The organism is Streptomyces sp. NPDC003027, assembly GCF_053591435.1.
Map to the genome: position 1 here is coordinate 1 of NZ_JBSFTU010000076.1, position 11,721 is coordinate 11,721.

Below are 11,721 nucleotides of genomic sequence, written 5' to 3' on the forward strand. Positions count from 1 at the left end.
GGAGTCAACGCGGAGCGTTGGCGACCGACGACAACGCGGCGAGGCGCGGTGCCAGGGCACGCGAGCCCGGCATGATCCAAACGAGAGGCCCTAGGGGGCGTGCCGGGGGGCCTGGGCGCAGGCCTCCCCACGCCGCCGGCCGCACGCTCGCCCCGCCCGCGGTCCGGTCAGGGTGTCCGCGCACCCGCGTGGGGCAGTTCCGCGCGGCGCAGGGCCGGGGTGAGCAGGCCGTACACGCCGCCCGCCGCGCAGAGCGCGGCGCTGGCCGCGAAGACCGGGCCGGGCCCCCACAAGCCGACCGCCGCGCCGGTGAGAGGGAAGGTCAGCGGGGCCACGCCGAGGCTGAAGAAGTGCGAGACGGAGGTGACCCGGCCCAGGTAGGCGGGGTCGCAGGCCGTCTGGGTGAGCGCCCCGCACAGGGAGCCGCTGAGCCCGGCGAGGAGCCCGATCGCGAGGGAGACGGCCACCGCCACGGGGAGGTGCGGTACGTACGCGAGGGCGGCGATGGAGCCCGCGGCGAGCGTGATCGTCCAGGCCATGACGGCCCCGGCGCGCGGAACGCGGCCCCGTACGGTCAGCAGCAGCGAGGCCGCTCCGGCGCCCACGCCGAAGCCTGCGAGGACCCAGCCGATGCCGGCGGCGCCCCAGCCGCGCGCGTCGGCGAGCAGGGCGAGGCCGACGTTGAGAGGGCCGACGAAGCCGAGGTCGCTCAGGGCGATGACGATCATCAGCGGGCCGAGGACCCGGTGGCGGCGGATGTAGCGGAGCCCGTCGGCGAGATCCCGCCACGGGGTGCCCTCGGTCCGTTCGCCGTCGGTGGGCAGCGGGGCGACGCGCAGGGTCAGGAGCAGCGGCAGCGAGACCGCGAAGAGCAGCCCGGCCGCGCCGAACGCGGCGGCCGGCCCGCCGAGGGCGACCGCGAGGCCGCCGAGCGGGGCGCCGAGGACGAGCGAGGACCGGTGCGCGAGGCCGCGCATGCCCTGGATGCGGGTGAGCTGGCCGGGCGGGGCGATCCGGGGCGGCAGGGCGCCCACGGCGGGCATGAACATGGCGTCCACGATGCCGAAGACGACGGCGACGGCCGCGAGCGGCCACAGGCCGGGAGCGGTGGTGAACAGCAGGGCCGCCACCCCCAGGACGATCAGGGCACGGACCGCGTCGGAGACGACGACGACCCGGTGCGGGCCGAAACGGTCGGCGATCACTCCCCCACCGAGCATGAGCAGGGCGCGCGGCACGGCGCTGACGGCGAGGACGAGTCCGGCCTGCGCGGGGCTTCCGCCGCGTACGGCGGCCCAGGAGAGGGCCAGGAAGTAGACGCTGTCGCCGATGGTGGACGCGCCGTAGGCGGCGAGCCAGCGCAGGACGTTCGGATCGCGGTAGGCGGGCCGCTCCACCGCGGTGCGAGGGACGGTGCCGGACGTCTCGCTGACCTGCACGGCTGGGTCGCTTTCTCGGAGAGGGGCGGACTGCGCGTTCGTCCGAAGACCGCGAGAAAGGGCCCCCGCGTGGGGGCCCCTTCTCCCGGCGGCTCAGCGAACCAGCTCGCCGGCCTCCCGTAGCGCGTCCTTGACCTGCGAGATCCGCAGATCGCCGAAGTGGAAGACGGAGGCCGCGAGCACCGCGTCCGCACCCGCCGCGATGGCCGGCGGGAAGTCGGAGAGCTTGCCCGCGCCACCGCTCGCGATCACCGGCACGGTCACGTGCTTGCGCACGGCGGCGATCATCTCGGTGTCGTAGCCGTCCTTGGTGCCGTCGGCGTCCATCGAGTTGAGCAGGATCTCGCCCGCACCCAGCTCGGCGGCCCGGTGGGCCCACTCGACGGCGTCGATGCCGGTGCCCTTGCGGCCGCCGTGCGTGGTGACCTCGAACGAGCCGGACGCGGTGCGCCGGGCGTCGACCGAGAGGACGAGGACCTGGCGGCCGAAGCGCTCCGCGATCTCCTGGATCAGCTCGGGCCGGGCGATGGCCGCGGTGTTCACGCCGACCTTGTCGGCGCCGGCCCGCAGCAGCTTGTCGACGTCGCCCGCCGACCGGACGCCACCGCCCACCGTGAGCGGGATGAAGACCTGCTCGGCGGTGCGGCGCACCACGTCATAGGTCGTCTCCCGGTCGCCCGAGGAGGCGGTGATGTCGAGGAAGGTCAGCTCGTCGGCGCCTTCGGCGTCGTACAGCTTGGCCATCTCGACGGGGTCGCCCGCGTCGCGCAGGTTCTGGAAGTTGACACCCTTGACGACCCGGCCGTTGTCCACGTCCAGGCAGGGAATCACTCGTACGGCGAGGCTCATGCCGTCTCACCCCCTCGGTATGCCTCGACCTCGACCTCGACGACCAGGCTCGGGTCGACGAAGCCGGAGACAATGATCATGGACGCGGCCGGACGGACCGCGTCGAACAGTTCCTTGTGCGCGCGGCCGACATCGTCCACGTCCCGGGCGTGCGTGAGGTACATCCGGGTCCGTACGACGTCCTGCGCGCCCAGACCGAGCCGCTTCAGCGCCTCGAAGGCGACGTTGAAGGCGTTGACGGTCTGCTCGTAGGGGCCTCCGCCGGCGATCTGGCCGTCGACGATGGAGGTGCAGCCGGAGACCAGGACCAGGCCGTTCGGCAGCTCCACCGCGCGGGAGTAGCCGAACTGCTCCTCCCAGGGAGCGCCGGTCACCACCTTGCGGACCTCGGAGGTCACGACGCCACCGCCTCCAGCGCCTCCTCGAGGGTGAACGCCTTGGCGTACAGCGCCTTGCCGACGATCGCGCCCTCCACGCCCTCGGGGACGAGCGCGGACAGGGCGCGCAGGTCGTCCAGGGAGGAGACTCCCCCGGAGGCGACGACCGGCTTGTCGGTGGCGGCGCACACGTTGCGCAGCAGCTCCAGGTTGGGGCCCTGGAGCGTGCCGTCCTTGGCGATGTCGGTGACGACGTAGCGGGCGCAGCCCTCGGAGTCGAGGCGGGCCAGCGTCTCGTAGAGGTCGCCGCCGTCGCGGGTCCAGCCGCGGCCCCGCAGGGTGGTGCCGCGCACGTCGAGGCCGACGGCGATCTTGTCGCCGTGCTCGGCGATGACCTTGGCGACCCACTCGGGGGTCTCCAGGGCGGCGGTGCCCAGGTTGACGCGGGTGCAGCCGGTGGCCAGGGCGGCGGCGAGCGAGGCGTCGTCGCGGATGCCGCCCGACAGCTCGACCTTGATGTCCATGGCGCGGGCGACCTCGGCGATCAGCTCGCGGTTGTCGCCGGTGCCGAAGGCGGCGTCGAGGTCGACCAGGTGCAGCCACTCGGCGCCGGAGCGCTGCCAGGCGAGGGCCGCCTCCAGCGGGGAGCCGTAGGAGGTCTCCGTACCGGACTCGCCGTGCACGAGGCGGACGGCCTGGCCGTCGCGGACGTCGACGGCGGGGAGGAGTTCAAGCTTCTGAGCCATGATCAGAGGGTCTCGATCCAATTGGTGAGGAGCTGGGCGCCGGCGTCGCCGGACTTCTCGGGGTGGAACTGGGTGGCCCACAGGGCGCCGTTCTCGACGGCCGCGACGAAGGGTTCGCCGTGGGTGGCCCAGGTGACCTTGGGTGCGCGGATGTTGGGGTTGCCGATCTCCAGGTTCCACTCGCGTACCGCGTAGGAGTGCACGAAGTAGAACCGGGCGTCGGCGTCGAGGCCCGCGAACAGCCGGCTGTCCTCGGGGGCGTCGACGGTGTTCCAGCCCATGTGGGGGACGACGGGGGCCTTCAGCGGCTCGACCGTGCCGGGCCACTCGTCGAGTCCCTCGGTCTCCACGCCGTGCTCGATGCCCCGGGCGAAGAGGATCTGCATGCCGACGCAGATGCCCATGACGGGGCGGCCGCCGGAGAGCCGGCGGTCGACGATCCACTCGCCGCGGGCCTCCTTGAGGCCCTTCATGCAGGCGGAGAAGGCTCCGACGCCGGGGACGAGGAGTCCGTCGGCGTTCATCGCCTTGTCGTAGTCGCGGGTGATCTCGACGTCGGCGCCGACCCGGGCGAGGGCCCGCTCCGCGGAGCGGACGTTGCCGAAGCCGTAGTCGAAGACGACGACCTTCTTGGAGGTGCTCGCAGTGCTCATGCCGCTCATTCCCAGATTCCCTGAATCCGAAGGACCCCGGCGACCAGGCACATCACGGACGCGATGGTCACCAGCACGATGAGGCCCTTGGGCATCTTCTGCTTGACGAAGGAGTACACACCGCCGGCGAGGAAGAGCCCGACGACGATGAGGATGGTGGAGAGGCCGGTCATGTGATTAGAGCGCGCCCTTCGTGGAGGGCAGGATGCCGGCCGCGCGCGGGTCGCGCTCGGAGGCGTAGCGCAGGGCCCGGGCCAGCGCCTTGAACTGGCACTCCACGATGTGGTGGGCGTTGCGGCCGTACGGCACGTGGATGTGCAGCGCGATCTGGGCCTGTGCGACGAAGGACTCGAAGATGTGCCGGGTCATCGTCGTGTCGTAGGAGCCGATCATCGGCGCCATGTTCTCGGGCTCGGTGTGCACGAGGTAGGGGCGGCCGGAGAGGTCGACGGTCACCTGGGCCAGCGACTCGTCCAGGGGGACGGTGCAGTTGCCGAAGCGGTAGATGCCGACCTTGTCGCCGAGGGCCTGCTTGAAGGCGGCGCCCAGCGCGAGGGCGGTGTCCTCGATGGTGTGGTGCGAGTCGATGTGCAGGTCGCCGTCGGTCTTGACCGTGAGGTCGAACAGACCGTGGCGGCCGAGCTGGTCGAGCATGTGGTCGTAGAAGCCGACGCCGGTGGCGACGTCGACCTTGCCGGTGCCGTCGAGGTCGATCTCGACGACGACGGAGGTCTCCTTGGTGGTGCGCTCGACCCGTCCTACGCGGCTCATGAGCTCTGCTCCTTCTTCAGTGCGCGAACCGCATCGAGGAACGCGTCGTTCTCTTCGGGGGTGCCGGCGGTGACCCGCAGCCAGCCCGGTACGCCGTTGTCCCGGACCAGGACGCCCCGGTCGAGGATCTTCTGCCAGGCCGCGTGGGAGCCTTCGGCTCCGTCGAAGCGGCCGAACTGGACGAAGTTGGCGTCGGACTCGGTGACGTCGAAGCCGATGGCCCGCAGTTCGGCGACCAGGCGGTCGCGCTCGGTCTTGAGCTGCTCGACGTAGCCGAGGAGCGTGTCGGTGTGCTCCAGGGCGGCCAGGGCGGTGGCCTGGGTGACGGCGGACAGGTGGTACGGCAGGCGTACGAGCTGTACGGCGTCGACCACGGCGGGGTGGGCGGCGAGATAGCCCAGGCGCAGTCCGGCGGCGCCGAAGGCCTTGGACATGGTGCGGGAGACGACCAGGTTCGGCCGGCCCTCGATCAGCGGCAGCAGCGAGTCGCGGTGGCTGAATTCCACATACGCCTCGTCGACCACGACGAGCGAGGGCTTGGCGGCCTGGGCGGCTTCGTACAGCGCGAGGACGGTCCCGGCCTCGACCGCCGTGCCCGTGGGGTTGTTGGGCGAGGTGATGAAGACGACGTCCGGCCGGTGTTCGGCGATCGCCTTCTCGGCCGCCTCGACGTCGATGGTGAAGTCGTCGCCGCGCGGTCCGGAGATCCAGCCGGTGCCGGTGCCGCGGGCGATGAGCGCGTGCATCGAGTACGAGGGTTCGAAGCCGATGGCCGTACGGCCGGGGCCGCCGAAGGTCTGCAGCAGCTGCTGGAGGACCTCGTTGGAGCCGTTGGCGGCCCATACGTTCTCGACGGAGACCGGGTGCTTTCCGGTACGGGTGAGGTAGCGGGCGAGCTCGGTGCGCAGCTCGACGGCGTCCCGGTCGGGGTAGCGGTTGAGGCCGCGGGCGGCCTCGGCGACCCGCTCGGCGATCCGGGCCACGAGGGGCTCGGGCAGCGGGTAGGGGTTCTCGTTGGTGTTCAGCTGGACGGGGACGTCGAGCTGGGGCGCGCCGTACGGGGACTTGCCGCGCAGCTCGTCGCGGATGGGGAGTTCGTCCCAGGGGGACACGGAGGGGTTGCGGATGTCCGTCATTCCGTCGGAACCTTCCAGCCGAACCGGGCCTTGAGCGCGGCGCCGTGCGCGGGCAGGTCCTCGGCCTCGGCGAGGGTCACCACGTGGTGGGTGACCTCGGCGAGCGCGTCGCGGGTGTAGTCCACGACGTGGATGCCGCGCAGGAAGGACTGCACGGACAGGCCCGAGGAGTGGCAGGCGCAGCCGCCGGTGGGCAGCACGTGGTTGGAGCCGGCGCAGTAGTCGCCGAGGGAGACGGGGGCCCAGGGCCCGACGAAGATCGCGCCGGCGTTGCGGACGCGGTCGGCGCGCGCGGCGGCGTCGGCGGTCTGGATCTCCAGGTGCTCGGCGCCGTACGCGTCGACGACCTTGAGGCCGTCCTCCAGGTCGCGGACGAGGACGATCGCCGACTGCTTTCCGGCCAGAGCCGGCACGATCCGGTCGTCGATGTGCTTGGAGGCGGCGACCTGGGTCTCGAGCTCGGCCTCGGTGGCGGCGGCGAGCTCCTCGGAGTCGGTGACGAGGACGGCGGCGGCCATCGGGTCGTGCTCGGCCTGGCTGATCAGGTCGGCGGCGACGTGCACCGGGTCGGCGGTGGAGTCCGCGAGGATCGCGATCTCGGTCGGCCCGGCCTCGGCGTCGATGCCGATCCGGCCCTTGAGGAGGCGCTTGGCGGCGGCGACGTAGATGTTGCCGGGGCCGGTGACGAGGTTGACGGGGGCGCAGCCGGGCGCGTCCTCGGTGGCCTCGGTGCCGTAGGCGAACATGGCGATGGCCTGGGCGCCGCCCGCGGCGTACACCTCGTCGACGCCGAGCAGCGCGCACGCGGCGAGGATCGTCGGGTGCGGCAGGCCCCCGAACTCCTTCTGCGGCGGCGACGCGATGGCGACGCCCTCGACGCCGGCCTCCTGGGCGGGGACGACGTTCATGACGACGGACGAGGGGTACACGGAGCGGCCGCCGGGGACGTAGAGGCCCACGCGCTCGACCGGGACCCACTTCTCGGTGACCGTGCCGCCGGGCACGACCTGCGTGGTGTGGGTGGTGCGGCGCTGCTCGCGGTGGACGATCCTGGCCCGGCGGATGGACTCCTCCAGGGCCGCCCGGACCGCCGGGTCGAGCTCGTCGAGGGCGCGGGCGATCGTCTCCGCGGGGACCCGCAGGTCGGTGACGCGTACGCCGTCGAACTTCTCCCCGTAGTCGATCACCGCGGCCGCGCCATGATGCCGTACGTCCTCGCAGATCGGCCGCACCTTCTCCAGGGCGGCTTCCACGTCGAACTCGGCACGGGGCAGCAGGTCGCGCAGGGCGCCACCCTCGGGGAGGGCGTCGCCGCGCAGATCGATTCGAGAGATCACGGGTCAATTCTCTCAGACGCCCCACAGGCGCCGGTCGCCCGTATCACTGGCTGATACGAGCCACACTGGCGTCTTGTCGCCACAGCTGACCGTTAGCGTTCAGTCCGTCACTCAGCGGGAAGAACGGCTGTACGAATCCAGGGAAACGGGTTCGTGGAAAGCGAGGGGGCGGCAGTGACTGAGCCGCACGAGGACGGTATGCCGGACGGTCTCACGGGCCCGGAGCGGTCCATGTGGTGGGCGTTCCGGGTGGGCGGGACATGCGACATGAGCGACGGCGACGCGGTACGGGACGATCCGTTCGGATCGCATCCCTGGGGGGACGAGCGCAGTGTGCGCGCCGAGGTGGTGGCTCTGCTGCTGCTCGACGGCCCGGCGGCCCGGTCGGGGCGGGTCGCGGCGCTCAAGCTGCGGGGGGTGCGGATCACGGGGGCGCTGAACCTCGCGGGCGGGACGATAGGTCCGTACGTGGAGCTGAACCGCTGCCGTTTCGACAGCGAGATCGTGCTGCCCGAGGCGCACTTCGGGACGCTGCGGATGGTGGAGTGCGCGATTCCGCGCCTGGAGGCGGCGCGGCTGCACACCGCGGGCGACCTCCATCTGCCGCGCTGCCGGGTGGAGCGGGGCATCCGGCTCACCGACGCGCAGATCGGCACGGATCTGCTGATCAACCAGATCCAGGTGTGGCCCGACCGGCAGGGCCGGGCGATCACCGCGGACGGTCTCGTGGTGGCGCAGGACCTGCAGGCCGAGCTGATCGAGACGCATGGCGAGCTGAGTCTGCGCGGCGCGAAGGTGGGCGTCTCGCTCAGCCTGCGGGGCAGTGTGCTGCGCGGGGCGCAGGAGCGGCGGGCGCTGAACGCGCCGCAGCTGACGGTGGAGCGCTCGCTGTATCTGAACGCGGCCTGGGTGTACGACTCCACGGGGAACGCCACGGCCACTCCGCCGTACGGCATCGGGTACACACCGGTGCGGGGGGCGCGGCGCAAGCCGGTCGAGTGCCATGGCGGGGTGCGGCTCGACGACGGGCGGTTCGGGGACGCGGTGGACCTGCACTACGCCCGCTTCGTGCTGAACGGGGCGCACCGCGAGGAGGTGTCGCTGCGCCGGATCGTCACGCCGGAGCTGCGGTTCAACGGCGAGCGCCCGGAGGAGGGGCGGGTGGTGCTCAACGGCGCCAAGATCGTGACCCTGATCGACCTGTCGACCAGCTGGCCGGGGCCCGGCGGGCTCGCGATCAACGGTTTCGTCTACGAGAACCTGGTGCCGTACGGCCACTTCCCCCTGGCCCGGCGGCTCGAGTGGGTGGCGGCGGCGACCCCGGAGTACGCCCCGGAGCCGTACGAACGGCTGGCGACGGTGCTGCGGGCCAGCGGGGAGGACGCGGACGCCCGGGAGGTACTGCTCGCCAAGCAGCGCAGACGCCGGGAGACGCTGCCGGTGGCCGGCAAGCTGTGGGGCTACCTCCAGGACTGGACGGTGGCGTACGGCTACCGCCCGGGCCGGGCGGCGCTGTGGATGGCGGTGCTGTGGGCGGCCGGCGCGGTGGCGTTCTCGCGCTACCAACCGGTGCCGCTGAAGGGGGACGAGTCCCCTCGGTGGAACGCCACGCTGTACGCGCTCGATCTGCTGCTGCCGGTGATCAACCTGGGCCAGGACGGCTACTGGCGGCTGGAGGGCGCCTGGCAGTGGGTCTCGACCGTGCTGATCCTGCTGGGGTGGGTCCTGGCGACGACGGTGGCGGCGGGGGCGTCGAGGCTGCTGAGGCGGGGCTAGAGCGGTGTCGGGGGCGCGAGCGGGGGCGGTGCCGGGGGGCGCGGGCGGGGCGTGCGGAGCGCGCTTCCAGCGGATCCCAGCGAATCCCGCCTCTTTCTTTACCCGGTCTTGACCTCGGTCAGGACAACTTTCCCGCCGCTACCAAAGCTTCACAGCTCTCCACTGGCGCCGCCCTCACCTGCGGTTTTCAATGGTCCGCACCATGTCATTGCTCCGCGCCCTGATCGGCACCGCCCGACTCGTCCGGCACGCTCCCCGGCTCACCGCCGCCCTGCCACCGGACGACGACGTGCTGCTCGACGTGCCGGACGAACGGCTCGCCCCCGCGCTGGTCGCCGCCGCCCTGGCGGACCCCGAGCCGGCGGCCAGGCTCCTCGCCACCACCCGGGAGGCCGCCGAATGGGAGAACCGTGACCGGTACGTCGCCCGACTGGCCACCTTCGCCTACAGCCGTGACGAGTGGCTGGGCCACTGGCTCGCCGCCACGCCCCGCGACCCGGACGCCCTCCTCGTCAAGGCACAGCTGGCGGTGCGCAGGGCGTGGGAGTCGCCGGCCCGCGCCGAGCGACTGCGCGAGCTGGGTCCGCTGATCGACGCGGCCTCCGAGGCGGCACCGCGCGATCCGGTGCCGTGGCGCCTCGCCCTGGACCACGCGCGCGGCACGCACGCCGGGCACTCGGTCTTCGAGGCGCTGTGGGAGCAGGCGGTGCGCCGCTCCCCGCACCACTACGGCTGCCATGTCGCCGCCCTGAAGTACCTCTCGGCCCAGTGGTACGGCTCGCACCGCGAGTGCTTCGACTTCGCGGAGCAGGCCGCCGAGGACGCCCTGCCCGGCTCGCTGATCCAGGCGCTGCCCGCCCGGGCCGCCTTCGCCGAGCTCCTGGTCGGCCACGGCCATCCGCACGAGGACCGGATCGACGCGGCGGCGGACCGGGCGATCACGCTGTCCGCCGACTATCCGGCCGGCGATCCGTGGCCCGCCGAGGTCCGCAACGTGCTCGTCTACGTCCTGCTGCGGCGCCGGCGGTGGGACGAGGCGCTGGAGGAGTTCCGGCGGGTGGGGGCGTACGCCACGTCCTTCCCGTGGACGCTGGTGGGCGATGATCCGCTCGCCCGGTTCCTCGCGGCGCGGGACGCCGCCCGGCTGGAAGTCGCCCGTATGACACCCCTGCGGGGAGCCGGACAGGGACGGGCCGGACGAGGCGGGCCCCGCGACCATTACGCTTGACCGCTGTGACCACCGCTCGCCTGCCCCTCTTTCCGCTCAACGCGGTGCTGTTCCCAGGCCTCGTGCTGCCCCTGAACGTCTTCGAGGAGCGATATCGCGCCATGATGCGCGAGCTGCTGAAGACCGACGAGGCGGAGCCGCGCCGCTTCGTCGTCGTGGCGATCCGCGACGGCCGTGAGGTCGCGCGGACCGCACCGGGCATGCCGGACCCGACGGCGCAGCCGGAGAAGGGACCGGCCGCGGGCTTCGGCTCCGATCCGATCCAGGCGTTCCACCGGGTCGGCTGCATCGCCGACGCGGCGACGATCCGGGAGCGCGCGAACGGCAGCTTCGAGGTGATGGCGACGGGGACGACCCGGGTGAAGCTGCTGTCGGTCGACGCGAGCGGGCCGTTCCTGGTCGCGGAGGTCGAGGAGATCCCGGAGGAGCAGGGCGACGAGGCGGCCACGCTCGCCGAGGGCGTGCTGCGGGCGTTCCGGAACTACCAGAAGCGGCTCGCCGGTGCGCGCGAGCGGTCACTGACGACGAGTGAGCTGCCGGACGATCCGTCGGTGGTGTCGTACCTGGTCGCCGCGGCGGCGGTGCTCGACACCCCGGCGAAGCAGCGGCTCCTGCAGGCGCCGGACACGGCGACAAGGCTGCGCGAGGAACTGACGCTGCTGCGGGCCGAGACGGCGGTACTGCGGCATCTGCCGTCGCTGCCGGCCGTCGAGCTGACGCGGGCGCCGACCAGCCCCAACTGACGGAGGAGCCCCTGTGGCGAAGAAGCAGAAGAAGGCGGCCAACGGGGGCGGCGGGACCCCGGCGACGGTGGCGCTGACGGCGGCGGGCACGCCGTTCACGCTCCACGCGTACGACCACGACCCGGCGTCGCCCTCGTACGGCGAGGAGGCGGCGGATGCGCTGGGCGTGTCGCCCGACCGCGTCTTCAAGACCCTGGTCGCGGACGTGGACGGCGAACTGACGGTCGCCGTGGTGCCGGTCGCGGGCCAGCTGGACCTCAAGGCGCTGGCCTCGGCGGTGGGCGGCAAGCGCGCGGCGATGGCGGACCCGGCAGCCGCGGAACGCACCACGGGCTACGTCCGCGGCGGCATCTCCCCGCTGGGCCAGCGCAAGCGCCTGCGCACGGTCCTCGACTCCTCGGCCGCCACCCACGCGACGATCTGCGTCTCGGCGGGACGCCGGGGCCTGGAGGTCGAGCTCTCCCCGACGGACCTGGCCACCCTGACGACAGCGGTCCTGGCCCCGATCGGCCGCGCCTAGGGTCTTTCGTTTGGATCAGGCCGGATCAGGGAGCGGGGTCTGGTGCCGTGGATCGCAAGGCGGAGGAGGGAGCCAACGCGGAGCGTTGGCGACCGACGACAACGCGGCGAGGCGCGGTGCCAGGGCACGCGAGCCCGGCATGATCC

General features: G+C 72.6%; 13 protein-coding genes. 4 read left to right on the forward strand and 9 right to left on the reverse strand.

Annotated elements, in window-relative coordinates; translation table 11 throughout:
* Positions 1-167: 167 nt before the first annotated feature.
* The 9 genes from ACWDX6_RS30320 to hisD all read right to left on the reverse strand — a co-directional run bounded on the left by ACWDX6_RS30320 (position 168) and on the right by hisD (position 7,308).
* Entirely contained in the window at positions 168-1,439 is a 1,272-nt protein-coding gene (locus ACWDX6_RS30320) for an MFS transporter (protein ID WP_451488077.1), read from the reverse strand.
* A gap of 93 nt (positions 1,440-1,532) precedes the next feature.
* Positions 1,533-2,288 (reverse strand): imidazole glycerol phosphate synthase subunit HisF, encoded by a 756-nt coding sequence (gene hisF, locus ACWDX6_RS30325; protein WP_451488078.1) that lies wholly within the window; start codon positions 2,286-2,288, stop codon positions 1,533-1,535.
* The gene (locus ACWDX6_RS30330; RefSeq protein WP_451488079.1) at positions 2,285-2,686 is read right to left on the reverse strand and encodes a RidA family protein; all 402 of its coding nucleotides are present in this window, start codon (positions 2,684-2,686) and stop codon (positions 2,285-2,287) included. The genes hisF and ACWDX6_RS30330 overlap by 4 nt, the downstream gene beginning before the upstream one ends.
* Positions 2,683-3,411, reverse strand: a complete 729-nt coding sequence (gene priA / locus ACWDX6_RS30335) for a bifunctional 1-(5-phosphoribosyl)-5-((5-phosphoribosylamino)methylideneamino)imidazole-4-carboxamide isomerase/phosphoribosylanthranilate isomerase PriA (protein WP_451488080.1) — start codon at positions 3,409-3,411, stop codon at positions 2,683-2,685. Before priA ends, ACWDX6_RS30330 begins: the two co-directional genes overlap by 4 nt.
* A gap of 2 nt (positions 3,412-3,413) precedes the next feature.
* Positions 3,414-4,064 carry an imidazole glycerol phosphate synthase subunit HisH gene (gene hisH, locus ACWDX6_RS30340; RefSeq protein WP_451488081.1) on the reverse strand — a complete coding sequence of 217 codons (651 nt, stop codon included), beginning with the start codon at positions 4,062-4,064 and terminating at the stop codon, positions 3,414-3,416.
* 5 nt (positions 4,065-4,069) lie between these two features.
* On the reverse strand, positions 4,070-4,237 hold the full coding sequence (locus ACWDX6_RS30345) for a hypothetical protein (protein WP_356888883.1): 168 nt from the start codon (positions 4,235-4,237) through the stop codon (positions 4,070-4,072).
* A gap of 4 nt (positions 4,238-4,241) precedes the next feature.
* Positions 4,242-4,835 carry an imidazoleglycerol-phosphate dehydratase HisB gene (hisB, locus tag ACWDX6_RS30350; protein ID WP_158986436.1) on the reverse strand — a complete coding sequence of 198 codons (594 nt, stop codon included), beginning with the start codon at positions 4,833-4,835 and terminating at the stop codon, positions 4,242-4,244.
* A complete protein-coding gene (locus ACWDX6_RS30355; protein WP_451488082.1) occupies positions 4,832-5,971 on the reverse strand; it encodes a histidinol-phosphate transaminase in 1,140 nt (379 codons plus the stop codon). The genes hisB and ACWDX6_RS30355 overlap by 4 nt, the downstream gene beginning before the upstream one ends.
* Positions 5,968-7,308, reverse strand: a complete 1,341-nt coding sequence (gene hisD / locus ACWDX6_RS30360; RefSeq protein ID WP_451488083.1) for a histidinol dehydrogenase — start codon at positions 7,306-7,308, stop codon at positions 5,968-5,970. Before hisD ends, ACWDX6_RS30355 begins: the two co-directional genes overlap by 4 nt.
* Positions 7,309-7,482: 174 nt before the next feature.
* On the opposite strand from hisD, the gene ACWDX6_RS30365 reads away from it, so the two are divergent.
* From ACWDX6_RS30365 to ybaK, 4 genes are all read left to right on the forward strand, one after another.
* On the forward strand, positions 7,483-9,084 hold the full coding sequence (locus tag ACWDX6_RS30365) for an oxidoreductase (protein WP_451488084.1): 1,602 nt from the start codon (positions 7,483-7,485) through the stop codon (positions 9,082-9,084).
* A gap of 190 nt (positions 9,085-9,274) precedes the next feature.
* Positions 9,275-10,312, forward strand: coding sequence for a hypothetical protein (locus ACWDX6_RS30370; protein ID WP_451488085.1), 1,038 nt, complete (start codon positions 9,275-9,277; stop codon positions 10,310-10,312).
* A 5-nt stretch (positions 10,313-10,317) separates the two neighbouring features.
* Positions 10,318-11,055, forward strand: a complete 738-nt coding sequence (locus ACWDX6_RS30375) for an LON peptidase substrate-binding domain-containing protein (protein WP_451488086.1) — start codon at positions 10,318-10,320, stop codon at positions 11,053-11,055.
* A gap of 13 nt (positions 11,056-11,068) precedes the next feature.
* Positions 11,069-11,575 carry a Cys-tRNA(Pro) deacylase gene (ybaK, locus tag ACWDX6_RS30380; protein WP_451488087.1) on the forward strand — a complete coding sequence of 169 codons (507 nt, stop codon included), beginning with the start codon at positions 11,069-11,071 and terminating at the stop codon, positions 11,573-11,575.
* Positions 11,576-11,721 lie beyond the last annotated feature (146 nt).